The organism is Haemophilus sp. SZY H36, from assembly GCF_018829625.1.
Taxonomy (GTDB): Bacteria; Pseudomonadota; Gammaproteobacteria; order Enterobacterales; family Pasteurellaceae; genus Haemophilus; species Haemophilus haemolyticus_K.
Genome location: NZ_JAHKKA010000002.1, coordinates 250,495 through 274,974, shown reverse-complemented (window position 1 = coordinate 274,974; position 24,480 = coordinate 250,495). Strand labels below are relative to the sequence as shown.

The 24,480-nt window shown below is 37.5% G+C and carries 28 protein-coding genes and 1 riboswitch; of the genes, 16 read left to right on the top strand and 12 right to left on the bottom strand.

Annotated elements, in window-relative coordinates:
* Nucleotides 1-22: 22 nt before the first annotated feature.
* Nucleotides 23-1,465, top strand: coding sequence for a murein DD-endopeptidase MepM (gene mepM / locus KP713_RS05100; RefSeq protein WP_215770017.1), 1,443 nt, complete (start codon nt 23-25; stop codon nt 1,463-1,465).
* Nucleotides 1,466-1,585: 120 nt separating this feature from the next.
* Nucleotides 1,586-2,542, top strand: a complete 957-nt coding sequence (locus tag KP713_RS05095) for a sigma 54-interacting transcriptional regulator (protein ID WP_215770016.1) — start codon at nt 1,586-1,588, stop codon at nt 2,540-2,542.
* Between the two features lie 11 nt (nt 2,543-2,553).
* Here the strand turns inward: KP713_RS05095 and hflX are convergent, their stop codons facing one another.
* From hflX to cmoA, 6 genes are all read right to left on the bottom strand, one after another.
* Nucleotides 2,554-3,915 carry a ribosome rescue GTPase HflX gene (gene hflX, locus KP713_RS05090; protein ID WP_215770015.1) on the bottom strand — a complete coding sequence of 454 codons (1,362 nt, stop codon included), beginning with the start codon at nt 3,913-3,915 and terminating at the stop codon, nt 2,554-2,556.
* Nucleotides 3,916-3,929: 14 nt separating this feature from the next.
* A complete protein-coding gene (gene hfq / locus KP713_RS05085; protein WP_005641641.1) occupies nt 3,930-4,205 on the bottom strand; it encodes an RNA chaperone Hfq in 276 nt (91 codons plus the stop codon).
* Nucleotides 4,206-4,296: 91 nt separating this feature from the next.
* Nucleotides 4,297-5,265, bottom strand: coding sequence for a 23S rRNA pseudouridine(955/2504/2580) synthase RluC (gene rluC / locus KP713_RS05080; protein ID WP_215770014.1), 969 nt, complete (start codon nt 5,263-5,265; stop codon nt 4,297-4,299).
* Nucleotides 5,266-5,314: 49 nt separating this feature from the next.
* Complete coding sequence (rnt, locus tag KP713_RS05075) at nt 5,315-5,983, bottom strand: ribonuclease T (protein ID WP_215770013.1); 669 nt, start codon at nt 5,981-5,983, stop codon at nt 5,315-5,317.
* A 73-nt stretch (nt 5,984-6,056) separates the two neighbouring features.
* A complete protein-coding gene (gloA, locus tag KP713_RS05070) occupies nt 6,057-6,464 on the bottom strand; it encodes a lactoylglutathione lyase (protein ID WP_005628548.1) in 408 nt (135 codons plus the stop codon).
* A 75-nt stretch (nt 6,465-6,539) separates the two neighbouring features.
* Nucleotides 6,540-7,262: a carboxy-S-adenosyl-L-methionine synthase CmoA gene (cmoA, locus tag KP713_RS05065; protein ID WP_215770012.1), complete on the bottom strand. Its 723-nt coding sequence runs from the start codon at nt 7,260-7,262 to the stop codon at nt 6,540-6,542.
* A gap of 198 nt (nt 7,263-7,460) precedes the next feature.
* Between cmoA and aspS the strand changes: the two genes are divergently transcribed.
* From aspS to ruvB, 8 genes are all read left to right on the top strand, one after another.
* Nucleotides 7,461-9,227: an aspartate--tRNA ligase gene (aspS, locus tag KP713_RS05060; protein ID WP_215770011.1), complete on the top strand. Its 1,767-nt coding sequence runs from the start codon at nt 7,461-7,463 to the stop codon at nt 9,225-9,227.
* Between the two features lie 272 nt (nt 9,228-9,499).
* The gene (locus KP713_RS05055; protein WP_111407622.1) at nt 9,500-10,768 is read left to right on the top strand and encodes an NRAMP family divalent metal transporter; all 1,269 of its coding nucleotides are present in this window, start codon (nt 9,500-9,502) and stop codon (nt 10,766-10,768) included.
* A 99-nt stretch (nt 10,769-10,867) separates the two neighbouring features.
* A complete protein-coding gene (gene nudB, locus KP713_RS05050; protein WP_215770010.1) occupies nt 10,868-11,320 on the top strand; it encodes a dihydroneopterin triphosphate diphosphatase in 453 nt (150 codons plus the stop codon).
* Between the two features lie 12 nt (nt 11,321-11,332).
* Nucleotides 11,333-12,073 (top strand): YebC/PmpR family DNA-binding transcriptional regulator, encoded by a 741-nt coding sequence (locus KP713_RS05045; protein ID WP_048952842.1) that lies wholly within the window; start codon nt 11,333-11,335, stop codon nt 12,071-12,073.
* A gap of 16 nt (nt 12,074-12,089) precedes the next feature.
* Complete coding sequence (locus KP713_RS05040) at nt 12,090-12,524, top strand: ACP-like domain-containing protein (protein WP_215770009.1); 435 nt, start codon at nt 12,090-12,092, stop codon at nt 12,522-12,524.
* Nucleotides 12,525-12,576: 52 nt separating this feature from the next.
* Nucleotides 12,577-13,149: a crossover junction endodeoxyribonuclease RuvC gene (ruvC, locus tag KP713_RS05035; protein WP_215770008.1), complete on the top strand. Its 573-nt coding sequence runs from the start codon at nt 12,577-12,579 to the stop codon at nt 13,147-13,149.
* Nucleotides 13,150-13,211: 62 nt separating this feature from the next.
* Complete coding sequence (gene ruvA / locus KP713_RS05030; RefSeq protein WP_046938633.1) at nt 13,212-13,826, top strand: Holliday junction branch migration protein RuvA; 615 nt, start codon at nt 13,212-13,214, stop codon at nt 13,824-13,826.
* Between the two features lie 7 nt (nt 13,827-13,833).
* On the top strand, nt 13,834-14,841 hold the full coding sequence (gene ruvB / locus KP713_RS05025) for a Holliday junction branch migration DNA helicase RuvB (RefSeq protein WP_140523914.1): 1,008 nt from the start codon (nt 13,834-13,836) through the stop codon (nt 14,839-14,841).
* Nucleotides 14,842-14,848: 7 nt separating this feature from the next.
* Here the strand turns inward: ruvB and KP713_RS05020 are convergent, their stop codons facing one another.
* The 6 genes from KP713_RS05020 to KP713_RS04995 all read right to left on the bottom strand — a co-directional run bounded on the left by KP713_RS05020 (nt 14,849) and on the right by KP713_RS04995 (nt 18,560).
* Nucleotides 14,849-15,283: a SoxR reducing system RseC family protein gene (locus KP713_RS05020; RefSeq protein ID WP_140523917.1), complete on the bottom strand. Its 435-nt coding sequence runs from the start codon at nt 15,281-15,283 to the stop codon at nt 14,849-14,851.
* Entirely contained in the window at nt 15,277-16,050 is a 774-nt protein-coding gene (locus KP713_RS05015) for a class I SAM-dependent methyltransferase (RefSeq protein ID WP_140523920.1), read from the bottom strand. The genes KP713_RS05020 and KP713_RS05015 overlap by 7 nt, the downstream gene beginning before the upstream one ends.
* Nucleotides 16,032-17,123 carry a tRNA (uridine(54)-C5)-methyltransferase TrmA gene (trmA, locus tag KP713_RS05010; RefSeq protein ID WP_140523923.1) on the bottom strand — a complete coding sequence of 364 codons (1,092 nt, stop codon included), beginning with the start codon at nt 17,121-17,123 and terminating at the stop codon, nt 16,032-16,034. Before trmA ends, KP713_RS05015 begins: the two co-directional genes overlap by 19 nt.
* A 143-nt stretch (nt 17,124-17,266) precedes the next feature.
* Complete coding sequence (locus KP713_RS05005; protein WP_005626449.1) at nt 17,267-17,602, bottom strand: MaoP family protein; 336 nt, start codon at nt 17,600-17,602, stop codon at nt 17,267-17,269.
* A gap of 61 nt (nt 17,603-17,663) precedes the next feature.
* Nucleotides 17,664-18,281 carry a thiol:disulfide interchange protein DsbA gene (gene dsbA, locus KP713_RS05000; protein WP_009500109.1) on the bottom strand — a complete coding sequence of 206 codons (618 nt, stop codon included), beginning with the start codon at nt 18,279-18,281 and terminating at the stop codon, nt 17,664-17,666.
* 12 nt (nt 18,282-18,293) lie between these two features.
* Nucleotides 18,294-18,560 carry a YihD family protein gene (locus tag KP713_RS04995; protein ID WP_009500110.1) on the bottom strand — a complete coding sequence of 89 codons (267 nt, stop codon included), beginning with the start codon at nt 18,558-18,560 and terminating at the stop codon, nt 18,294-18,296.
* A gap of 64 nt (nt 18,561-18,624) precedes the next feature.
* Here KP713_RS04995 and mobA point away from each other — a divergent pair, with 64 nt between their 5' ends.
* The 6 genes from mobA (at nt 18,625) to KP713_RS04965 (ending at nt 24,474) form a co-directional block, all read left to right on the top strand.
* Entirely contained in the window at nt 18,625-19,221 is a 597-nt protein-coding gene (gene mobA, locus KP713_RS04990) for a molybdenum cofactor guanylyltransferase MobA (protein ID WP_111407618.1), read from the top strand.
* A gap of 2 nt (nt 19,222-19,223) precedes the next feature.
* A complete protein-coding gene (locus KP713_RS04985) occupies nt 19,224-21,023 on the top strand; it encodes an ATP-binding protein (RefSeq protein WP_140523929.1) in 1,800 nt (599 codons plus the stop codon).
* Nucleotides 21,024-21,175: 152 nt separating this feature from the next.
* Nucleotides 21,176-22,615 (top strand): alanine/glycine:cation symporter family protein, encoded by a 1,440-nt coding sequence (locus KP713_RS04980; RefSeq protein ID WP_140526569.1) that lies wholly within the window; start codon nt 21,176-21,178, stop codon nt 22,613-22,615.
* A 75-nt stretch (nt 22,616-22,690) separates the two neighbouring features.
* Nucleotides 22,691-22,735, top strand: a riboswitch (PreQ1 riboswitch).
* 1 nt (nt 22,736) lies between these two features.
* Nucleotides 22,737-23,420 (top strand): 7-cyano-7-deazaguanine synthase QueC, encoded by a 684-nt coding sequence (queC, locus tag KP713_RS04975; protein WP_106014004.1) that lies wholly within the window; start codon nt 22,737-22,739, stop codon nt 23,418-23,420.
* On the top strand, nt 23,413-23,838 hold the full coding sequence (queD, locus tag KP713_RS04970) for a 6-carboxytetrahydropterin synthase QueD (RefSeq protein WP_106014005.1): 426 nt from the start codon (nt 23,413-23,415) through the stop codon (nt 23,836-23,838). The genes queC and queD overlap by 8 nt, the downstream gene beginning before the upstream one ends.
* Entirely contained in the window at nt 23,839-24,474 is a 636-nt protein-coding gene (locus KP713_RS04965) for a 7-carboxy-7-deazaguanine synthase QueE (protein WP_106014006.1), read from the top strand.
* Nucleotides 24,475-24,480 lie beyond the last annotated feature (6 nt).

Here is a 24,480-nt window from a genome sequence, read left to right as displayed (position 1 = left end):
CTTTTTAATTTTAGGAAATCCTGTGCAACACGTAAAATTAGCTCGAGATAGACGGAAAAAGCGTTCTCGCATTAAAGCGGGCGTTTTTTTTATTGCTATTTTGCTGATTTTTACTGGGATTTTACTTACGCTTAAAGATAATGTTGAAAACCATTCTGAATCCAGTCAAATGATGCCGACTGTTGTTGATGGTGTGGCATATCAATCTTTGAACTCATCACCTAAGGATGAGACTATTACGACGCATCCAGATTCTCATGATGAAGCAACCTCTTATGATGATGAATTACAGGCTCATGATGATGAGGTTGAAGAAGTAAAACCATTCTTAGATGATTTGGATGATCTTCCACAAAATGCCCAAGATGCACTAAGTGGTTTATTAGATGCAGCTGATCAGGCTATTCGAATTACCGATCAATTTAGCCATACCGTTACAAGTGGTGATACTTTAAAAGATATACTTGAACTTTCTGGTTTGGAAGATGATACAGCAAAGCGTTTAATTGACACGGATTCTCAATTGGCCCATTTAAATGCAGGCCAACAAATTTATTGGATTTTAGATAAAAATGATAATTTAGAATACTTAAATTGGCTTGTTTCAGAAAAAGAAGAGCGAGTTTATGAGCGTTTAGAAAATGGAACGTTTAAACGTCAAGTTATTGAGAAGAAAAGTGTTTGGCGGAAAGAAGTATTAAAAGGTGAGATTAATGGTACTTTTGCCGCAAGTTTGAAAGCTCAAGGATTGGATAATCGTCAGATTAATCAATTAACAACTGCACTTCAATGGCAAGTGAGTATTCAGAAATTGAAAAAAGGAACTAAATTTGCAATTTTAGTTTCTCGTGAATATTTAGATGATAAATTAACTGGACAAGGTAACGTTGAAGCGTTGCACCTTTCATTTGAAGGTAAGAGTTATTATGCTGTGCAAGCAACAAATGGTCGTTATTATAGTCAACAAGGGGAGACTCTAGGTAAAGGTTTTGCTCGTTATCCATTACAACGTCAAGCACGGGTTTCTTCACCATTTAATCCGAATCGTCGTCATCCGGTAACTGGACGTATACGACCGCATAAAGGTGTGGATTTCTCTGTTCCACAAGGCACACCTATTATTGCTCCCGCTGATGGTATTGTCGAAAAAGTAGCTTATCAAGCTGGTGGTGCGGGTCGTTATATTGTCGTTCGACATGGTCGAGAATATCAAACGGTTTACATGCACTTAAGCAAGCCACTTGTGCGTGCAGGACAAGAAATCAAAAAAGGGGAAAGAATAGCACTTTCAGGTAACACTGGCATTTCAACAGGTCCACATTTGCATTATGAATTTCACATTAATGGGCGAGCAGTTAATCCGTTGACGGTTAAATTGCCTGGCACAAGTAGTGGTATGGGAACTGCCGAACGTAAACAATTCCTTGTTCGTGCACGTGAAGCAGAGCGAATGTTAAAATTATAGTCATATAAAATGCGGTCAAGATTGGCCGCATTTTTATTTTCCGATGTGTAAAATAATATTTACACCTTTCTGTAAAAAAACTATCATAACCACATATTATTTCTCTCATATTTCCGATATATGACAACCTTCAAATTTGATCCTCAACAACCTTTCGATTGTTTTATTGTGCAAAGTGAATCCATGAAAAGTGCGGTAGAAAACGCGAAACGTTTTGCTATGTTTGATGCACCTTTGTTAATTCAAGGTGAAACAGGGAGTGGAAAAGATTTGTTAGCGAAAGCCTGCCATTATCAAAGTTTGCGTCGTGATAAAAAATTTATCGCAGTAAATTGTGCGGGGTTGCCTGATGAAGATGCGGAAAGTGAAATGTTTGGTCGAAAAGTCGGAGACAGTGAAACCATCGGTTTTTTTGAATACGCGAATGAGGGAACTGTATTACTAGATGGCATTGCTGAACTTTCATTGAGCTTGCAGGCTAAATTGTTGCGTTTTTTAACGGATGGCTCTTTCCGTCGAGTGGGTGAAGAGAAGGAACATCATGCAAACGTACGAGTGATTTGTACATCACAGGTTCCACTCCATTTGCTTGTTGAGCAAGGTAAAGTTCGTGCTGATTTGTTTCATCGCTTAAATGTTCTCACTATTAATGTGCCTCCATTACGTGATCGCATGGCAGATATTGAACCACTGGCACAAGGTTTTTTACAGGAAATCAGTGAAGAATTAAAAATTGCAAAACCAACCTTTGATAAAGATTTTCTTCTTTATTTGAAGAAATATGATTGGAAAGGGAATGTTCGTGAACTTTATAACACCCTTTATCGTGCTTGTTCATTGATAAAAGATAATCACTTAACTACGGAGAGTTTAGATCTTGCTCCTCCACAAAGTGCGGTGATTTCTTTGGATGAATTTGAGAATAAAACCTTAGATGAAATCATTGGTTCTTATGAGGCAGAAGTCCTAAAATTATTTTATGCAGAATATCCAAGCACGAGAAAATTAGCTCAACGTTTAGGCGTTTCCCATACTGCGATTGCGAATAAATTGAAACAATATGGGATTGGAAAATAATTTTCTATAAATTAGCCATTGTCAGATTGTATTTTAATATCTGCTAACCTAGAAAATTGCTTACATAACTTTAACCACATAATTTTATCAATCTGTATATCTAACAAGAATTCTCCTTGTTCAGAAATTTGTTCATGTCGTACACAATCAAGCTGATAAAAAGTATGGCGAAGTTTGCCTTCGTGCGGTTGCAAAATTAAAGAAAGAGAAAGTATCTCGTTTTTTAACCGCACTTTAATAGCCTCAAACAATAAATGAATACCCTGCTCATCTTGCGCAGAGAGATAGACTGCAACAGGCTGGTTTTCATCATTGTATTCGATATGCGGCGTAACATTTTCCAACAAATCAATTTTGTTATATACCAATAGAACAGGCACTTGTTCTGCACCAATTTCTTCTAGCACATCATTGACTGCATCGATATTTTCTTGTTTTCGCGAATCAGCCGCATCAATGACATGGAGTAATAAGCTGGCTTCTACCGTTTCTTGTAAAGTCGATTTAAAGGCTGAAACCAGATCATGCGGAAGCTGTCGAACAAATCCTACCGTATCCGCTAAAATTGCTGTACCTACATCTTGAATCTGTGATTTTCGTAAAGTTGGATCTAATGTTGCAAACAGTTGATCAGCCGCATAAACCTCTGCATTGGTTAAACGATTAAATAAGGTTGATTTCCCTGCATTGGTATAGCCAACAAGTGAAATGGTCGGGATATTTGCTTTTTGGCGTGTTTGGCGATTTTGATTGCGCTGTTTCTCCACTTTTGCCAGTCGATTTTGTAATTGAGAAATGCGCACTTTAATCAAACGACGATCCGTTTCTAATTGAGTTTCACCCGGCCCACGTAATCCTACAGCCCCCTTTTGTTGATCTAAGCCTGTTTTGCGACGAACTAATCGAGTGGATAGGTGTTTTAGTTGAGCGAGTTCAACCTGTAATTTTCCCTCATGAGAATGTGCTCGTTGGGCGAAAATATCTAAAATGACGCCAGTGCGATCGACCACTCGACAATGACATAAACTTTCTAAGTTACGTGTTTGTGCTGGGGTTAATTGATGGTTAAAAAGCACAACATCAGCATTATGTGATCGCACCGCATCTGCAATTTCTTGAGCTTTTCCCTCGCCTACAAAATATTTAGCTTGAGGAGTGGTGCGACTGGTCGTGATTGTATCCAATATATCTACATTAGCTGAATCAGCGAGTAGCAAAAACTCTTGTAGATCATCAGTGTTTTTATCTTGTGCAAAGAAAACGTGAACCACGATGGCGGTATCACGCGTTTTTTCAGATTGTTGAGATGAAGAAAGTGCGGTTGAAATTTCCTGAGAATTTTCAACCGCACTTAATAAATATTGATTATCCATCGATGGATCTATGATTATTCTGCTTGTGTTTCCACGCTTTCAACGGCTTCAGGTGTTGCTACATGATGGCTGCTATTGTGATGAGAAACAGAGCGCGCAGGCACAACGGTTGAAATTGCGTGTTTATATACCATTTGGTTCACAGTGTTTTTTAATAAAATCACGAATTGATCGAATGATTCAATTTGACCTTGAAGTTTGATTCCGTTTACAAGGTAGATTGATACAGGAATGCGTTCGCGACGAAGCGCATTTAAATAAGGATCTTGTAAAGATTGTCCTTTTGCCATTTTGCTATCCTTTGTTGTCGTTATTATGAAATTTTGGTGATAGAAACGAGTTGTCTCCGTACGCAAGTGTAGCAATAAACACAAATGTTGTCTATTTGCTTTCCCGTAACTTTTGCAAAATTGCTTTCATTTTATGATCTAGTGGCGCATTGAAACGTAGTGTTTCGCCATTTTTAGGGTGCTCAAACCGAATTGAAAAGGCATGCAAGAATAAACGGTTCAATCCCAACTCGCTCATTTGTTTATCAAAATCTTTATCACCGTATTTATCATCTAATGCAATTGGGTGTCCAGCATATTGTGTATGTACGCGAATTTGATGTGTACGCCCGGTTACTGGTGAGGCCTTCACGAGCGTAGCATTTGTATAGCGTTCTTCAATGCTAAATCGGGTTTCAGATGGTTTGCCTTGCTCGCTGACACGCACAATACGCTCTCCGCTGGATAATTCATTTTTCAAAAGAGGTGCTTGAACAACTTTTACATGGGATTGCCATTGCCCTCGAACTAACGCTAAATAATCTTTTTGAACGGTTTTGACACGAAGTTGTTCATGCAAATTACGTAATGCTGAACGTTTTTTAGCAATTAATAAAATACCTGATGTATCGCGATCCAAACGATGAACTAGTTCTAAAAAACGCGCTTCTGGACGCAGTGCTCGTAAGGCTTCAATCACACCAAAATTTAAACCACTCCCGCCATGCACAGCGATTCCTGAAGGTTTATTTAAAACAATTAAACAATCATCTTCAAATAAAATTTGGTTTTCAAGTGCGGCGACTTTATTGAGATTTTTTGAAATTGATACGTCGTTTTTTTCAGCCACACGCACTGGCGGAACGCGAACGATATCACCTGTTTGCAGTTTATACTCTGGCTTAATCCGGCCTTTATTTACCCGCACTTCACCTTTACGCACAATGCGATAAATTAGACTTTTTGGCACACCTTTGAGTTTTGCTAATAAATAATTATCGATACGTTGGCCACTTTCATCTTCACTAATTGTCAGCATTTTTACTGATGAATTAATGATTTTTTCGTTTTGTTCAGTCATATTTTTCTCTTTTGGCAGACTAAGTGGAGTTTGTTCCTTGAATTTATTCTTATTTGTCATTTACTTCACTGTCTGGAATGATATGGGGATAACCACCCAAATCCTTTAAATGATTGACCATATAACAGAATAATTCTGCTGTACGTTCGGTGTCGTATAGCGCGGAGTGCGCTTGCTTTCCATCAAACGGAATTTTAGCGGCAAGACACGCCTTAACAAGAACAGTCTGACCAAACATTAAGCCTGCTAAACTTGCGGTGTCAAACATTCCAAAAGGATGGAAGGGATTTCGCTTTACGCCAGTACGTTCAGCGGCAGCCATCACAAAACTTTGATCAAAAGCAGCATTGTGCGCCACAATGATAGAACGTTGGCAATCCGCATCTTTTTGTCCTCGACGCACCATTTGAAATAACCCCGTAATTGCATCGAGTTCAGACACTGCGCCACGTAATGGATTGTGAATATCAATGCCATTAAATTTTAAGGACTCAGGATTAATATTTGCCCCTTCAAAAGGCTCGATATGAAAATGGCATTTCTGATCAGGATGCAAATAACCATTTTCATCCATTTTTAATGTGATGGCGGCCAGTTCGAGTAACGCATCTTTTTTTGCATCAAAACCAGCAGTTTCAACATCAATAATAACGGGGAAATAGCCACGAAAGCGATTTTTTAATTGGTTGTGATAAGGGATTTCTTGAGAATCGGACATAATCTATCTCTTAAAAATAAAATAACGTAGGAATCCCTACGTTATTCAAAATACAATAAAAATTGACCGCACTTTAGTTGCCTAAACCAGATTTAGTACTTTTGTTTTCGATAAATTCAATTTTATAACCATCTGGATCTTCAACAAAAGCAATGACGGTTGAGCCACCTTTAACTGGCCCAGCTTCGCGAGTAACGTTACCACCGCTTGCGCGAACGGCTTCACAAGTCGCATAAATATCATCTACACCGATAGCGATATGTCCATATGCTGTGCCGTGTTCATATTTATCTACGCCCCAGTTGTATGTTAATTCAATTTCTGCCGCACTTTCACCATCTTCGTAACCTAAAAAAGCCAGCGTATATTTGTATTCTGGGTTTTCACTGGTGCGTAATAAGCGCATACCTAAAACATCCTGATAGAATTTGATTGAACGATCTAAATCGCCCACGCGTAACATAGTGTGTAAAATTCGCATCGGTTTAATCCTTTTGTGATAAAAAGTGCGGGCATTATGCCATAAAAAAGTTGAATTAAATAAATTTGTTATGAATTATTTAACCGCAATCATTGAGCCAAAATTAAAGCATTGGAACCAAAGTTCTACTTGTGAAAATCCTACATTTTTTAACCGCATTTTGTGTGTTTCGATAGAATCTGTACGCATCACATTTTCAAGTGCGGTACGTTTCTGACTCACTTCAAGCTCGCTATAACCATTAGCACGTTTGAATTGGTGGTGGAGATCAATCAGTAGCTCATTTACCTTTTCATCTTCAAAACGGAATTTTTCTGATAACACGAGTACGCCGTTTGGATTTAAACCTTCATAGATTTTGGTAAGCAATGCGATACGATCTTCAGGCGGTAAAAATTGTAAGGTGAAGTTGAGAATGACCATTGAGGCATTTTTAATCTCAATGTGGCGAATATCGTCACAGAGAATTTCTACAGGTACCTCACTATGATATGCCGCAATATGTTGGCGACAACGTTCAACCATAGGTTGAGAATTATCGATGCCAATAATTTTTACGTTTGGTTGATGAATATTTCGACGAGCGGAAAGTGTGGCAGCCCCTCGTGAGCAACCAAGATCATAAACATTACTATCAGCCGTGACGAAACGTTCTGCCAGCATACCGATTGCAGTAATAATGTTGGAATAGCCTGGTACGGAGCGTTGAATCATATCTGGAAAGACTTCGGCAACGTTTTCATCAAAGGTAAAATCGCCTAGTTTTTCAATGGGCGCGGAAAAAATAGTATCTTTCATGGTTTACATTGTGTGGGGTATGTGTGTTTTTTCAACTTTTCACACCCTACGGATTAGAAAATATTTAAAAAGTGCGGTCATTTTAAGGAAAGTTTTCAAGGGGTCAAATAAATTTCCGTTTAAGATTTAAAAGACGCGCCTTTTTCCGTATAATTCTGCAGTATTTTTCCATTTTTATAGAGAGTTAAGGAATTGAATATGATGCGTACACATTATTGCGGAGCATTAAACCGTAACAATATCGGACAAGAGGTAACATTAAGCGGTTGGGTTCACCGCCGTCGTGATTTAGGTGGCTTGATTTTTATTGATATGCGCGATCGTGATGGTATCGTGCAAGTTTGTTTTGATCCGAAATATCAAGATGCATTGACAGCGGCTGCGGGTTTACGTAACGAATTTTGTATCCAAATTAAAGGTGAAGTGATCGCGCGTCCTGATAATCAAGTTAATAAAAATATGGCAACAGGCGAAGTAGAAGTATTAGCGAAAGAATTACGCATTTACAATGCTTCTGACGTTTTACCACTAGACTTCAACCAAAATAATACTGAAGAACAACGTTTAAAATATCGTTATTTAGATTTACGTCGTCCAGAAATGGCACAACGTTTAAAAACTCGTGCGAAAATCACCAGCCTTGTGCGTCGCTTTATGGATGACAATGGTTTCCTTGATATCGAAACCCCAATGCTAACTAAAGCAACGCCAGAAGGTGCGCGTGACTATTTAGTGCCAAGCCGTGTGCATAAAGGCAAATTCTATGCATTGCCGCAATCACCGCAGCTTTTTAAACAGCTTTTAATGATGTCTGGTTTTGATCGTTATTATCAAATTGTAAAATGTTTCCGTGATGAAGACTTACGTGCAGACCGTCAGCCTGAATTTACCCAAATCGATGTGGAAACCTCTTTCTTAACTGCGCCAGAAGTACGTGAAATTATGGAACGTATGGTACACGGATTATGGCTTGATACCATTGGTGTAGATTTAGGTAAGTTCCCAGTGATGACTTGGCAAGAAGCAATGCGTCGTTTCGGTTCTGATAAACCAGATTTACGTAACCCGCTTGAATTAGTCGATGTGGCAGATATCGTTAAAGATGTTGAATTTAAAGTATTTAATGAGCCTGCAAACAATCCAAACGGTCGCGTGGCAGTCATTCGTGTACCAAATGGTACTGAAATCACGCGTAAACAAATTGATGAATATACACAATTTGTCGGTATTTACGGTGCAAAAGGTTTAGCTTGGGCGAAAGTAAATGACATTAATGCTGGTCTTGAAGGCGTACAAAGCCCGATTGCGAAATTCTTAAATGAAGAGGTATGGAAAGCCTTAGCTGAACGAGTGAATGCTCAAACTGGCGATATTTTGTTCTTTGGTGCAGACAAATGGCAAACCACTACGGATGCAATGGGCGCATTACGTTTAAAATTAGGTCGTGATCTTGGCTTAACTCGTTTAGACGAATGGCAACCACTTTGGGTGATCGATTTCCCAATGTTTGAACGTGATGAAGACGGTAATCTTGCTGCAATGCACCACCCATTCACTTCACCAAAAGATTTTACGCCGGAACAATTAGAAGCGAATCCAACCGATGCGGTAGCAAATGCTTACGATATGGTGATCAACGGCTATGAAGTAGGTGGTGGTTCTGTCCGTATTTTCGATCCGAAAATGCAGCAAACCGTATTCCGCATTCTTGGTATCAATGAACAAGAACAACGTGAAAAATTTGGTTTCTTATTAGATGCATTAAAATTTGGTACACCGCCACATGCTGGTCTAGCATTTGGTTTAGACCGTTTAACCATGCTTTTAACTGGAACGGAAAATATTCGTGATGTGATTGCATTCCCTAAAACTACTGCGGCAGCGTGCTTAATGACAGAAGCTCCTAGCTTTGCGAATCCGCAAGCGTTGGAAGAGTTGGCAATTTCTGTCGTTAAAGCAGAATAAGTTTGAAATATTAGGAATGAAGTGCGGTCAGATTTGGCCGCATTTTTACATTTTTGTGAAAAAATTTTATTCACTTAAACATATTACTTTTCTGGTATGAATATGCTTTAATGTCATTTATTTTAAAATTATATTCTGAAAAATATCCATAATCAGATTTTTGTTCTTTTATTGTTCCTTTTTGTTGGGTTTTGTCTACTTTACCCAAGAATAAAATTCTATTATAAATAAGGCCTTTTTCGATTTATGGTCAATTTATAAGAGAACATTTTATGAGTGAAGTTTCAACTCCAGTGGAAAAATCAACATGGGCGAGTAAATTCTCTGCCTTAGGCCCGGGCATCGTGATGGCATCAGCAGCTGTTGGTGGTTCGCATATTATTGCATCTACCCAAGCGGGGGCGATCTATGGTTGGGAATTAGTGAGCATTGTTATTCTTGCTAACTTATTTAAATATCCTTTCTTCCGTTTCGGTGTTCAATATACCCTAGATACGGGTAATACCTTGTTAGAGGGTTACCGTCAAAAAGGGAAATTCTATCTTTGGTTATTTCTTGCTTTAAACATTTTTGCGACGGTGATTAATACTGCTGCAGTGGGGTTGTTAACGGCTGCAATTTTAACGTTTATTACGCCAATTCCATTACCAATGCCCGTGTTAAGCTCATTAGTGATTCTTGTAACAACCGGCATTTTATTATTGGGTAAATACCGTTTATTAGATAGTTTATCGAAAATCATCATGATTGCTTTAACGGTAACAACCGTAAGCGCCGTTGTGATTGCCTTTATGCGTAACGGCATCCATGGTGTAGCCGCACCTGATTTTGTCGCGCCTTCTCCATGGGAATTAAGCAAATTAGCATTTTTAGTTGCTTTAATGGGCTGGATGCCTGCGCCAATTGAAATCTCTGCAATTAATTCCATGTGGGTGGTGGCAAAACGTCGTTTAACCAAAGTGTCTTATCAAGATGGTTTATTTGACTTCAACGTGGGTTACATCGGTACCGCCATTTTAGCCGTTGTTTTCTTAGCCCTTGGCGCATTGGTACAATATGGTTCTCCTGAAACCGTAGAGATGGTGGGTGGAAAATATATTGCGCAACTTATCAATATGTATGCAAGTACTATCGGTGAATGGGCACGTTTATTAATTGCAGTAATCGCGTTCATGTGTATGTTTGGTACAACAATCACGGTAATTGATGGTTATTCGCGTACCAATGTTGAATCTTTACGTATTTTATTCGGTAAACAAGAAAGCTCAGTGAGAATTCTTAATATCGGTATGATTTTGGCCGCATTGTCTGGTTTAGCGATTATTTTCTACTTTAATAATGCCGTTGGGCCGATGTTGAAATTCGCAATGATTGCTTCATTTGTTTCAGCCCCAATTTTTGCTTGGTTAAATTTATCTCTGACTAAGCATGCGAAACACAGTGTAAAAGGCGGATTGTTATGGTTATCTCTTATTGGTTTATTCTACTTAACTGCCTTTGCAGGATTATTTATTGTCCAACAAGTTGGCTGGTTAAACTAAATAATTGAGATCATTACCGCCCTTTAGTTTTAAAGTGCGGTAATTTTTTTGAAAGTTTTTAATAGAAAAGGTATGATGCGCCCATTCTCAATCATGTAAATGATAAGTTTGAAATATAAAAATAATCAATCGGTTCTCGTGGTAATTTATGCGAAAAGCTCGAATCGTGTTCTTATGCTTCAACGTCAAGATGATTCCACTTTTTGGCAATCTGTCACAGGTACATTGGAAGCGAATGAAACACCAAGAGCAACGGCGATTCGAGAAGTTTGGGAAGAAGTTGGATTAAAAATAGAAGAAAATTCCACCGCACTTTTTGATTGCAAAGAGAGCATAGAATTTGAAATTTTTCCACATTTCCGATATAAATACGCACCGAATGTGACTCAATGTCATGAACATTGGTTTTTATTGGCAGTTGAGCAGGAATTTGAACCGATATTAAGTGAGCATTTGGCGTATCAATGGGTTTCACCTAAAAAAGCGATCCAAATGACGAAATCTTCCAATAATGCGGAAGCAATTAGAAAATATATTCTTAAAGTTAAATAGAAGGAAAACAACATGGCAGGCCATAGTAAGTGGGCTAATATTAAACACCGCAAAGCAGCACAAGATGCACAACGCGGTAAAATTTTTACTAAATTAATTCGTGAACTTGTTACTGCAGCTAAAATTGGTGGCGGCGATGTGAGTGCTAACCCGCGTTTACGTGCAGCAGTTGATAAAGCGCTTAGCAATAATATGACGCGTGATACTATCAACCGCGCCATTGATCGTGGTGTAGGTGGTGGCGATGACACCAATATGGAAACCAAAATTTATGAAGGTTATGGTCCAGGTGGAACTGCTGTGATGGTTGAGTGTCTAAGTGACAACGCAAACCGTACGATCTCACAAGTTCGCCCAAGTTTCACTAAATGTGGTGGTAATTTAGGGACTGAGGGATCGGTTGGTTATTTGTTTAGTAAAAAAGGTTTAATTCTAATTACTGAAGCAGACGAAGATGCGTTAACTGAAGCAGCAATTGAAGCAGGTGCTGATGATATTCAACCCCAAGATGATGGTTCATTTGAAATCTACACCGCTTGGGAAGATTTAGGTTCGGTGCGTGATGGTATTGAAGCAGCTGGCTTTAAAGTTCAAGAAGCTGAAGTGACAATGATTCCATCAACTACCGTCGATCTTGATCTTGAAACTGCGCCTAAATTGTTGCGTTTAATTGATATGTTAGAAGACTGTGATGATGTACAAAACGTATATCATAACGGTGAAATTAGTGATGAAATTGCAGCTCAGCTGTAATTTTAAGGAGATAATAATGAAATTAGTAAAAGTATTGCCTGTAATGGCTGCGTTTGTTGTATTATCCGCTTGTGCAAGTGAAACAGCAAAAATGGAATCAAAACCAGCTCAAGCTGCAATGCCAACCGTAACAGATAAAACAGTTGTTTATTCTTGTAATAAAAAAACGGTTACGGCAGTTTATCAATTTGAGAATCAGGAAGCCACAGCTGCAATGGTGATGGTTGGTAACAAAGTTATCGCGAAAGATTTTTCTCGTGATACAGCGCAAAAAGATTTTACTTCATTTACTTCAGGTAAATATGTTTGGAACGTAGATAGTGGTTTAACGTTAAATAAATTTGATTCTGTAGTGCCTGTAAATCTTTTAGAAAAAGGTGAAAAATCAGATAAAATTCTAGTAAAGAATTGCGATGTTAATATAAAAGCTACAGCAAAAGCAAACAGATAATAAAAAAATAAAACGGCTAGTGTTAATAGATTAGCCGTTTATTTTTATTCTTATGAGTATTATTTTAGGTATTGACCCAGGCTCTCGCGTAACTGGTTACGGTGTGATTCGTCAAACAGGAAGACATTTGGAATATCTCGGCAGTGGCGCAATCCGTACTCAAGTTGAAGATTTACCAACCCGTTTGAAACGCATTTATGCTGGAGTAACTGAAATCATTACGCAATTTCAACCTGATATGTTTGCAATTGAGCAAGTGTTTATGGCGAAGAATGCAGATTCAGCTTTAAAACTTGGGCAGGCACGTGGTACGGCGATTGTTGCTGCAGTAAATCATGATTTACCTGTTTTTGAATATGCCGCACGTTTAGTAAAACAAACGGTTGTGGGCATTGGTTCCGCAGATAAAGTGCAAGTGCAAGAAATGGTGACTCGTATTTTGAAATTGTCAGATAAACCTCAAGCCGATGCTGCGGATGCATTAGCTATCGCGATTACACACGCTCATTCTATTCAACATTCTTTACATATTGCCAATTCTGTGAAAATGGCAGAAACGCAAGAAAAAATGACCGCACTTTTGAAGACCAGATATAGTCGAGGACGCTTTAGATTAAAAATTTAACTGGATGTTCGTCCAGTTTTATTTTATTCTATGTGTTAAGTTTTTTATCATTCGGAAGAATTATGATCGGTCGCTTACAAGGCATTCTTTTAGAAAAACAACCTCCAGAAATTTTACTTAATGTGCAAGGCGTAGGCTATGAATTGCTTTTGCCTATGACGAGTTTCTATGATTTACCAGAAATTGGTCAAGAAACTACTTTGTTCACCCATCTTGTTGTTCGTGAAGATGCTCACTTACTCTTTGGATTTGCCCAAAAAACAGACCGCACTTTATTTCGTGAATTAATTAAAACAAATGGGGTGGGGCCTAAATTAGCCTTAGCGATTTTATCCGCCATGTCGGTCGAACAATTTGCTTATGCAATTGAGAGAGAAGAGCTTTCTAAACTCACCAAAATTCCTGGTGTTGGCAAAAAAACAGCTGAACGTTTATTAGTTGAACTCAAAGGTAAATTCAAAGGCGTAAAACAAAGTGATTTCTTTGTCGAAAGTACTCATATTCCATCAGCGCCATCTATTGAATCGCGTGCAGAAAATTCATCTGATGAAGCTATTTCAGCCTTGATTGCTTTAGGTTATAAACCTTCAGAAGCAGAAAAAATGGTGAAACGAGTAGCTAAACCTGATTTAACAAGCGAGCAAGTTATTCGCGAAGCTTTAAAAGCCGCACTGTAGGTGAGACATGATTGAAGCAGATAGAATTATTAGCGGGCAAGCTAAGCTTGATGAAGATGTTATTGACCGCGCTATTCGTCCGAAATTATTAGCAGATTATGTTGGGCAACCACAAGTGCGAGAGCAGATGGATATTTTCATCAAGGCAGCTAAATTACGTCAAGATGCCTTAGATCATTTATTGATTTTTGGCCCTCCAGGTTTGGGAAAAACAACCCTTGCTAATATTGTGGCAAATGAAATGGGCGTGAATATTCGTACGACGTCAGGGCCTGTATTAGAAAAAGCAGGAGATTTGGCTGCAATGCTAACCAATCTTGAACCGCATGATGTGTTATTTATTGATGAAATTCATCGACTTTCCCCTGCTATTGAAGAAGTCCTTTATCCGGCAATGGAAGATTATCAATTGGATATTATGATTGGTGAGGGGCCTGCTGCTCGTTCTATTAAATTAGATTTGCCACCTTTTACTTTGGTTGGCGCGACGACTAGAGCGGGATCTTTGACTTCGCCATTGCGTGATCGTTTTGGGATTGTGCAACGTTTGGAATTCTATTCTGTAGAAGATTTAACATCTATCGTTGCAAGAAGTGCGGGGTGTTTGAATCTTGAATTAGAACGGCAAGCCGCTTTCGAGGTTGCTCGTCGTTCACGAGGTACACCTCGAATTGCAAACCGTTTATTACGACGCGTGCGTGATTATGCAGATGTGCGTAATGGTGGCATCATTTCTGTAGATGTGGCAAAAAAAGCGCTTTCAATGCTGGATGTAGACGATGCCGGATTCGATTATTTAGATAGAAAATTATTGTCTGCAGTTATTGAGCGTTTTGACGGCGGGCCAGTAGGGCTGGATAATCTTGCTGCTGCAATCGGCGAAGAACGCGATACTATTGAGGATGTTTTAGAACCTTATTTGATTCAGCAAGGTTTTTTACAACGTACCCCACGTGGGCGAATTGCTACATCACAGACTTATCGACATTTTGGTTTACAGAAGTTAACAGATTAAATATTATTTATGAGAGAACGCGTAATAAAGTTGGATGAAACTCCGTTTTTTGTACTAAATTTCTGCTATATATTTTCACAACGATAAATGAAATAGCGGTGGAAAAAAATATTAATATTGTACGAAGAATTTCATTGTGGCTAATATAATCAGAAATTAATGTACTTAATACCAGTGTTAAAAGTGGCGCAATATACATTAATAAGGCAGAAAGTAGCATTGATTTTTCTTCTAATCCAATTTCAACAATTTGACCTTCGTGTAATGGCATTAATGTTTCTACATTAAAAATATGCTCGCCACGTTTACCATTTAATTCGGAAAGGCTTGATGTTCCACAACTGTTTTTAGCGGCGCATTGGCCACAGGCACTTTGGGATTGGCATTTCACTTTGGCAATGCCATTTTCATAGCTAATAACAACGGCACTTTCTCTTAGCATTGGGATGCTCCCATATAAATATCAAAGCGATGATTTTTCGTTTCACGGCTAAAGTGCGGTTGTTTACCACCAAGAAACTCTGCATAGTCAGGACGCTTCACAACCACACGTTTTTTCGCTAATTGCAGTGCAGGTAACAGCAATCCATCAGCATCTAAATCAGCCCCGACTAAATGCTGGAATACGCGCATTTCTTTTTTTACTAGCGCAGATTTTTGTTTATGCGGATACATCGGATCAAGGTAAACCACATCGGCATAATCGGTATTAGGATCAAGTTCATTAATATGATGAACATTCAGCAAGCACAAATTTTGTTGCAACATCTCACCGATTTCTTCATCTTGATAAGCACGATTTAAACCATCTTGTAGAAGTAAAAAAACGACAGGATGACGTTCCACTAAGCGAACTTGGCAACCAATCGAGGCTAGCACAAAGGCATCTCGTCCTAGACCAGCTGTGGCATCAATAACGGTTGGTAATTCCGAACCTTTAATCCCTACCGCTTTCGCTACAGCTTCACCGCGACCACCACCAAATTTACGACGATGAGCCATTGTGCCTCCTACAAAATCAACATAAACCGCCCCGAGTTTAGGTTCATCTAATTTACGAAGTTCTAAACGTTCATCGGTTTGAACAAGAGCAAGTGGGCTTTGTTCATCATGAATAATGTTATGTTCAGTACAAAGTGCGGTCAATTCTGCTAATGTTTTTTCTGAAGATTCAGAAATTAGTTGAATACCTACTTGCGAATGAGCCATACGCCGCTTTCCATGTGGTCAGTGTAAGGGAATTGGTCAAATAACGCAGCTTTTTCAATGCGGTGCGTTTTTGAAAATTCAACAAGATTATCGCACAGCGTATGTGGATTACAGGAAATATACAAAATGCGATCGTAATTTTGTACAAGTTTCACTGTATCTGGATCAAGCCCTGCTCGAGGTGGATCGACAAAAATAGTATTACATTCGTAAGATTTTAAATCAATCCCTTTCAAGCGGTTAAAGGCTCGAACCCCATTCATAGCCTGCGTAAATTCTTCTGCCGACATACGGATAATTTGTAAATTATCGACTTTATTTTCAGCGATATTAAACTGTGCGGCGGCTACGGAAGGTTTGGCGATTTCTGTTGCTAATACCTTGCGGAAATTTTGTGCAAGTGCGATAGAAAAATTACCGTTTCCGCAGTAAAGTTCTAATAAATCACCTTCGCTATTTTGGGTACAAGCAATTGCCCATTCAAGCATTTTGCAGTTTACCGTTGCGTTTGGCTGGGTAAAACTATTCTCGACTTGGCGATAAACATAATTTCTGCCATTCACAGGTAAAACTTCATCCACATAATCTTGCTCAAAACAGATTTTTTGTTTACTTGCACGCCCGATTATTTGCACATCAAAATCTTGCTTTTCGAGTAAATCTTTCAGATTTTTAGCCGCACTTTCCCATTCTTCAGTGAGTGTTTTATGATAAAGCAAGCTCACAATAATCTTATTACTCAAGGTGCTAAGGTAATCAATTTGAAATAATTTTTTGTGTAGCACCTCTTGTTTTTTTAACAAAGGTAATAAGGTTTGCATCATACGATTAATCAGCGTGCTAGCGATTGGAAATTCATCCACGCGATAACGCTGTAGCGTCGCTTGATCAAACATAATATGGTAAAAATCATCTTGCTCGTGCCAAATACGAAACTCCGCACGCATACGATAATGACTTGTTGGAGAGTCAAAAACCTGAATATCAGGTGCATTGAAAGGGCGTAAAAGTGCGGTTAATTTTTCAAGTTTTTTTTGTAGCAGTTCGTTGTATTGAGAAATCGGTAATTGCATAGAAATTAGTATTCATAGGGTGTATGAAGACGAATCATTCATACAAAGATAGGAGAATAAAGTTATCAGCCGTGAATTACGCAAGATTTCACAAGCTATTCAAAAACAAAAGGCAGACTCCCGCCTGCCTTATTTAAGGTATCTTATTCGCCGGAATAATCTTCACCGCCAGAGGCAGCTTCACTCACATCACCAGATAAGGTGTAAACACGTTTTTTAGTATTAATACGAGTGCGATATTTATTCCAAGTTTTTTCAAAGAAAGTCTCTGCTGCGCGCTCACCACGGCAAAAAGCGACGAAATCTTTTTCTTCTTTAGTCGCTGGCTCACGTTCCCCTAAGTCTAATGCTTTGAACGCTTGGCCATATTGCTCAAGCACCTGTGATTCTTTGATTGTGTAATCACCGTGACGGGAAAAACCACGTGGGTAGTTTTTGTCGTCAAAGAAACGACGTGTTACGCTAAAACTTGCAGCCATAATATTCTCTCTTCTTTCATTAATATTTACAAAATAGGGCAGGCATTAAACCAATTTTTCGTTATTTTTGCAATAAACCTTTTACGGTTTGTACATAATCTTTCACGAAATCATCGTAATTTAGCCCTTCAGGGTTTACACGGAATTTACCATTGACATAAAAATCAGGTACGCCACGCACTTTAAATTGTTCTGCTGCATTCACTTGTTTATTAACCAAACCATTCACTGCAAAACTATTAATGCCACCATCAAATTGCTCGGCGGTGACTCCATTTGATAAGAAAATAGCTCGAATATCATCCATTGATTTTAAGGCATCCTTTTGAGCCGCTTCAAATAATGGTGCCTTTACTTTGCTTTCAGCACCTAATGCCATTGCTAACGCCCAAGCACGAGTTAAGTTTTCAGACTGGCGACCTAAGAAATTCACATGATATTGTTTAAATTTCACGTCTTTTGGTAAAGCATCTGCGACTTGTTGTGGAATTTTGTATTCCATTTCAAAGGCGTAACAATGCGGACAGTAGAATGAGAAAAATTCAATCACTTCTTTTTGCTGTGAAGCCTGTTGACTCACTTGAACATATTGTTTGCCTTCTTGTAAATCTGCAGCAAAACTATTTACAGACATAAGCGCGCTGATACCTAAACCTAACGCAAGTAATACTTTTTTCATTTGCTTTCCTTCTTATTTAATGATACCGCGAGCACGGAGCAATGCGGTTTTAAAATCTTCTTCGTAATCTTTTTTGAGACCAGGAATTGGCTCATGTTTATCTGTACCATCCATTTTTAACTGATAAATAATCACTTCATCAGTTAATTCATTTAATGGCTTTTGGAAACCTGATTCATTGGCAATTTTTTGCAAAATTTCCATTAAGCTCAAGTCTGGGGCTTTAGACCAATAAGGCTGTAAAAGTTCCAAAACTTCATTTAAACGCTTACATTTCATTGCTATTTCCTTTTTAATCGTAAAAAATAGGCAAATGATACTTGAAATAACGATAGATTAAAATATGACAATCACAATAAGCGCGGTAATTTTGGCAGGTGGCAAAGCACGCAGAATGGGTGGGCAAGATAAGGGATTACAGATTTTGGGTAAACAATCTTTAATTGAACATATTGTTAATCGCTTGCAACCACAAATTCATGATATTTCGATTAACGCTAACCGAAATCAAACAGAATATGCAAAATTTGGTTTTCCTGTTTTTTCCGATGAACTACCCGATTTTCAAGGGCCATTAAGTGGCATGCTAACAGCCCTAGAAAAGACAAAAAGTGACTTTATCCTTTTTACACCTTGTGATACGCCTTTTTTCCCTACGAATCTTTTAGATAAACTTAAAAGTGCGGTTAAAAATAACCGCACTTTAATTGCCTATGCTTGCGATGAAGAACGTGAACATCCCGTTTTTTGTTTGATGTCCGTTCAGCTAAAAGAAAAATTGCGACACTACTTAGCATCGGGTGAACGACGTCTTTTACAGTTTATGAAAGAAAATGATGGAATTTCAGTAAAATTTACGAAAGAAGAAGGGCATTTCGAGAATTTTAATACATTGGATGATTTAGATTCTTATAGTTCGGATGATTTTAAAGAGGGCTAATAATGAAAAATATAAAGCATTTTGCACAGCGTTACGTTGATTGGGTCATTCGTTTAGGACGAATTCGTTTTTCTTTATTAGGCGTAACGATTTTGGCTATTTTTGCACTATGTACCCAAATTTTATTTAGTTTTTTTATTGTGCATACTATCTCTTGGGGCGATATTATTCGATCAGTTACATTTGGATTGCTCACTGCACCTTTTGTGATTTATTTTTTTACGTTGCTTGTTGAAAGATTGGAACGTTCACGTTTAGAGCTATCTTGTTCTGTTAATCGATTAGAAAAGGAAGTAAATGAGCGAATCATTGCTCAGCAAAAACTTTCCGATGCGCTAGAAAAATTAGAAAAACATAATAGAGATAAAAGCACTTTACTTGCTACTATTAGCCATGAGTTGCGTACACCATTAAATGGTATTGTGGGTTTAAGCCAAATTTTACTTGATGATAAATTAGATGATAAACAACGCAATTATTTGAAAACGATCAATATAAGTGCGGTAAGCTTAGGGTATATTTTTAGTGATATTATTGATTTAGAGAAAATTGATGCAAGCCGGATAGAGTTAAATCTACAACCAACAGATTTTCCTGCATTATTGAATGATATTTATAATTTCGCTAGTTTTTTAGCAAAGCAAAAACATCTTACCTTTCATTTGATTACAGAGACAGGTTTACCTAATTATTTAACCTTAGATCGTGTTCGTTTAAGCCAGATTTTATGGAATTTAATTAGTAATGCAGTGAAATTTACTGAACATGGGGAAATTACATTAAAAGTAAGTAGGGAAAAAGATTATTATTATTTTAATGTGATTGATACAGGAATGGGGATCGCACCAAAAGAGCAGTCTCGTATTTTTGAACTTTATTACCAAGTAAAAGAGAGTCGTCAGCAAAGTGCGGGCAGTGGTATTGGGTTAGCAATATCTAAAAATCTTGCTAGATTAATGCGGGGGGATTTGATAGTTGAAAGTGAATTAGGAAAGGGATCAACATTCTATTTATCTATTCAGGCGGAAGAAACGCAAATTAACACAATTAATCATCAAGTTATTCCTCATTTACATATTCTTTTAGTTGAAGATGTTGAACTCAATGTTATTGTTGCAAAAACAATTCTAGAGAAGTTAGGGCATCGGGTAGATGTGGCGATAAATGGTCAGCAAGCCATCGCACTATTTGAAAAAAACTCCTATGATTTACTATTGCTTGATATTAAATTGCCAGATATGACGGGGTTTGATATTGCGCAATATTTACGAAAAAATTATGAAGAAGGGATTTATGATTTTTTACCACCGATGATCGCATTCACGGCTAATGTGATGCATAGTGAGAAAGACTATCTTGAAATGGGGATGGATGGTGTATTGCGTAAACCTATTTTAATTAAAGACTTACAGCATTGTCTGCAATACTTTTTCTCAGATGAATCTCATTCTACTGTAAAAATACAAGAAAATGATAATACAGAAGTATTTGATTTGGATCTCATTGAAACTTTAGGTAAAGCACAAGTTTTGGCTAATTTAGATATTTTTAAACAAGTAATGCCCACCTATTTGTCTAAACTATCAGTTAATAATTTAAAAGAAACGGAATCCTTTGCTCATAAAATTAAAGGAGCTGCAGCATCGGTAGGACTCATTCAATTACATAAGTTGGCTGAAGATTTAGAAAAGGCAGCTCAGGTTTCTAATAAGATTATTATTGAGAAATGGATTGAATTAATGAATAAGAACTGGAAAGATGAGGTGGATAGTTTAATTCAATTTTTAAATTATAAACGTTAACTTCAATTTTGATTTTTGAAAATATCTAAAATATTTCTCATTTATTAGATTTTTTCTTTGTTATTGCTGTTTTTTTTGTTGAGTCGCTTAAAAATTATCGAAATTATACCTTGAATTCATATAATTAGATTTTTACTTTTTGAGGGGGGGTTATGGAGTTTGAATTTTCTAAAATTTTGGAACAAGCATTAAGTTGGATTGTTTCACACATTGATGCTCCTTTATGGGATATCACTATTATTATTTTATTAGGTACAGGATTGTTTTTTACTATAACAACTGGATTTGTACAGTTTCGCCTTTTCCCAGCAAGTATTCGAGAAATGTGGTTTGGTAGAGCAACCGAGGGGAATTCTCTTACACCATTTCAAGCCTTTGCTACAGGATTAGCTAGCCGTGTAGGAGTAGGCAATATTGGTGGGGTAGCAACGGCTATTGCATTGGGTGGAGAAGGTGCAGTATTCTGGATGTGGGTGACTGCATTTATTGGTATGTCAAGTGCTTTTGCTGAATCAACCTTGGCACAATTATTTAAAGTTCAAGATAAAGATGGCTCATTTCGCGGTGGCCCCGCATACTACATTATTCAAGGATTACAATCACGTTGCATGGCAGTCTCATTTGCCGTGGCATTAATTTTTACCTTCGGTTTCGCATTTAATTCTGTTCAGGCTAATTCTATTGTTGAAGCAACTCAAAATGCTTGGAATTGGCAAGGTGAATACGTTGGTCTTGCATTAGTGATTTTAACTGCGCTTATTATTTTTGGTGGAATTAAGCGTATTGCAGTAATTTCAAGTAGCTTAGTCCCAATGATGGCACTTTTTTATCTCATTATGGCTGTGATCATTTTGGGAATGCATACAGAAATGATTCCCAGTGTTTTAAGTAATATTATTAAAAGTGCATTTAATTTTGATGCTGCAGCAGGAGGCATGTTTGGAGCATTAGTGTCAAAAGCTATGATGATGGGGATTAAACGTGGGTTATTTTCGAACGAAGCAGGAATGGGATCGGCACCAAATGCTGCAGCCGCAGCCCATGTAAAACACCCAGTTAGTCAAGGATTAGTTCAAATGCTGGGAGTGTTTGTTGATACCATGATTGTTTGTACTTGTACGGCAATTATTATTTTGCTTTCCAATAATTATGGTAATGAAACACTTAAAAGTATTTCTCTTACGCAAACGGCATTACAATATCATGTCGGTGAATTTGGCGTGCATTTTCTTGCTTTTATTTTATTGTTATTTGCTTATTCTTCCATTATTGGGAACTATGCCTATGCGGAGAGTAATATTCGTTTTATTAAGAATAAACCTTGGTTTATTTTTTTATTCCGATTAATGGTACTCTTTTTCGTTTATTTTGGTGCAGTGCGATCAGGAAATGTTGTTTGGAGTTTTGCGGATACTGTGATGGCGGTGATGGCTATTATTAATTTAGTGGCTATTTTAATGCTTTCTCCTATTGTATGGAAATTAATGAAAGACTATCAATGTCAACTTAGATCTGGAAAAACACCTGAATTTAATATCAGTAATTATCCAGAGTTAAGTAAGAGAGTATTAGATTATCGTATTTGGAAGTAAATATTTAAATGGCTACTCAATTAGGTAGTCATTTTTATTGTAAAAGATCTTATTTAGCACTAGAATGCTCGCCCTCAATTCGTAGTTCGCAAACCTCCTACATAAAAAAACTAGGTAAAATATGAATATTTCCAATCCAAATTATAATCGTAAAGCGATTGTTATCTTTTCTGGTGGGCAAGACTCCACCACCTGTTTGTTTCAAGCTATTGCTGAATATGGCAAAGAAAATGTTGAAACTATGACATTTCAGTATGGACAACGTCATTCAATTGAATTAGAAAAAGCAAAATGGATTGCACAAGATTTAGGCGTGAAACAAACATTTATTGATACTTCTGTTATTAAAGCTATCACTCACAATGCTTTAATGGATGAGAACATGCATATTGAACAAAAAGACAATAAATTACCCAATACTTTTGTTGATGGCCGTAATGCATTGTTTTTGCTTTATGCTGCAATTTATGCCAAGGGACAGGGTATTCAGGATATTATTACCGGTGTTTGTGAAACGGATTTTAGTGGTTATCCTGATTGTCGAGACGTGTTTATAAAGTCTATGAATGTCACATTAAATCTTGCAATGGATTATCAATTTAACATCAAAACGCCATTAATGTATCTCACCAAAGCACAGACTTGGCAACTTGCTGATGAATTAGGAGTGCTAGACTATGTGCGTAACTATACTCATACTTGTTATGAAGGTGTAGATGGAGGATGTAGTCAATGCCCAAGTTGTATTTTACGCGGTAAAGGTCTGAAGGAGTATTTGGCTCAGAAAGGTGGAAAAAATGTTTAAAATTTCCAAAGAATTTAGCTTTGATATGGCTCATTTATTAGATGGGCATGATGGGAAATGTCAAAATTTACATGGACACACATATAAATTACAAGTTGAAATTTCGGGTGATTTATATGAGTCTGGTGCAAAAAAAGCAATGGTCATTGATTTTTCAGATCTAAAGTCTATTGTGAAAAAAACTATTTTAGATCCGATGGATCATGCATTTATTTATGATCAAACCAGTGAGCGAGAAAGTCAAATTGCCGCGCTATTGCAAGAGTTAAACTCAAAAACCTTTGGTGTTCCTTTTAGAACAACGGCAGAAGAAATGGCTCGTTTTATTTTTAATCGTTTAAAACATGATGAACAACTGGCTATATCAGCCATTCGTTTATGGGAAACTCCAACTTCGTTTTGTGAGTATCAGGAGTAAGTGTTGGTGGAAAAATATCATGAGTTTGAACCGTACTTTAATATAGTTGAGATTTTTGAAAGTCTGCAAGGAGAAGGGTTCAATACGGGAATGCCAAGTATTTTTGTTCGATTTGGTAAATGTAATCTGGACTGTCCTTGGTGTGATACGCCTTATAATGATTTTAAACGCTGGTCTGCATCACAGATTTTGGAAAAAGTGCGGTCCTTTCCATCAAGAAATATTATCATCACTGGTGGTGAGCCAACAATTGTGCCAAAAATTGAATACTTACTTGAGCAATTTAAAGCAGATGGCTATTTTCTTGCAATTGAAACTAATGGTCTAAAGACAGTTCCTGCTCAAATAGATTATATTGCGGCGAGTCCTAAGAGCCTTTATGCGCATAAGTATGAAAAGCGCTGTATTCCATTTGCAAATGAAGTACGTATTGTCATGGATGGTAATGTATCATCATTTTGTGAATTGATTGAGAAAAAAATAAAAGCAGAGAATTACTATCTTTCACCTTGTGAAATTGCGGGGGAAATGAATTTACTTGAGACTATCACTTTACTTGGTCAGTTGAATCAACGCCCAAATAAACCTAAATGGCAGCTAAGTTTACAAACACATAAATTGATTGGTATTGAGTAATAGAAA

Bases quoted from the DNA above. Each gene is read 5' to 3' on its own strand.
- KP713_RS05095 (WP_215770016.1), top strand. From the start codon at position 1,586: ATGACAACCTTCAAATTTGATCCTCAACAACCTTTCGATTGTTTTATT.
- hflX (WP_215770015.1), bottom strand. From the start codon at position 3,915: ATGGATAATCAATATTTATTAAGTGCGGTTGAAAATTCTCAGGAAATT.
- hfq (WP_005641641.1), bottom strand. From the start codon at position 4,205: ATGGCAAAAGGACAATCTTTACAAGATCCTTATTTAAATGCGCTTCGT.
- rluC (WP_215770014.1), bottom strand. From the start codon at position 5,265: ATGACTGAACAAAACGAAAAAATCATTAATTCATCAGTAAAAATGCTG.
- rnt (WP_215770013.1), bottom strand. From the start codon at position 5,983: ATGTCCGATTCTCAAGAAATCCCTTATCACAACCAATTAAAAAATCGC.
- gloA (WP_005628548.1), bottom strand. From the start codon at position 6,464: ATGCGAATTTTACACACTATGTTACGCGTGGGCGATTTAGATCGTTCA.
- cmoA (WP_215770012.1), bottom strand. From the start codon at position 7,262: ATGAAAGATACTATTTTTTCCGCGCCCATTGAAAAACTAGGCGATTTT.
- aspS (WP_215770011.1), top strand. From the start codon at position 7,461: ATGATGCGTACACATTATTGCGGAGCATTAAACCGTAACAATATCGGA.
- KP713_RS05055 (WP_111407622.1), top strand. From the start codon at position 9,500: ATGAGTGAAGTTTCAACTCCAGTGGAAAAATCAACATGGGCGAGTAAA.
- nudB (WP_215770010.1), top strand. From the start codon at position 10,868: ATGATAAGTTTGAAATATAAAAATAATCAATCGGTTCTCGTGGTAATT.
- KP713_RS05045 (WP_048952842.1), top strand. From the start codon at position 11,333: ATGGCAGGCCATAGTAAGTGGGCTAATATTAAACACCGCAAAGCAGCA.
- KP713_RS05040 (WP_215770009.1), top strand. From the start codon at position 12,090: ATGAAATTAGTAAAAGTATTGCCTGTAATGGCTGCGTTTGTTGTATTA.
- ruvC (WP_215770008.1), top strand. From the start codon at position 12,577: ATGAGTATTATTTTAGGTATTGACCCAGGCTCTCGCGTAACTGGTTAC.
- ruvA (WP_046938633.1), top strand. From the start codon at position 13,212: ATGATCGGTCGCTTACAAGGCATTCTTTTAGAAAAACAACCTCCAGAA.
- ruvB (WP_140523914.1), top strand. From the start codon at position 13,834: ATGATTGAAGCAGATAGAATTATTAGCGGGCAAGCTAAGCTTGATGAA.
- KP713_RS05020 (WP_140523917.1), bottom strand. From the start codon at position 15,283: ATGCTAAGAGAAAGTGCCGTTGTTATTAGCTATGAAAATGGCATTGCC.
- KP713_RS05015 (WP_140523920.1), bottom strand. From the start codon at position 16,050: ATGGCTCATTCGCAAGTAGGTATTCAACTAATTTCTGAATCTTCAGAA.
- trmA (WP_140523923.1), bottom strand. From the start codon at position 17,123: ATGCAATTACCGATTTCTCAATACAACGAACTGCTACAAAAAAAACTT.
- KP713_RS05005 (WP_005626449.1), bottom strand. From the start codon at position 17,602: ATGGCTGCAAGTTTTAGCGTAACACGTCGTTTCTTTGACGACAAAAAC.
- dsbA (WP_009500109.1), bottom strand. From the start codon at position 18,281: ATGAAAAAAGTATTACTTGCGTTAGGTTTAGGTATCAGCGCGCTTATG.
- KP713_RS04995 (WP_009500110.1), bottom strand. From the start codon at position 18,560: ATGAAATGTAAGCGTTTAAATGAAGTTTTGGAACTTTTACAGCCTTAT.
- mobA (WP_111407618.1), top strand. From the start codon at position 18,625: ATGACAATCACAATAAGCGCGGTAATTTTGGCAGGTGGCAAAGCACGC.
- KP713_RS04985 (WP_140523929.1), top strand. From the start codon at position 19,224: ATGAAAAATATAAAGCATTTTGCACAGCGTTACGTTGATTGGGTCATT.
- KP713_RS04980 (WP_140526569.1), top strand. From the start codon at position 21,176: ATGGAGTTTGAATTTTCTAAAATTTTGGAACAAGCATTAAGTTGGATT.
- queC (WP_106014004.1), top strand. From the start codon at position 22,737: ATGAATATTTCCAATCCAAATTATAATCGTAAAGCGATTGTTATCTTT.
- queD (WP_106014005.1), top strand. From the start codon at position 23,413: ATGTTTAAAATTTCCAAAGAATTTAGCTTTGATATGGCTCATTTATTA.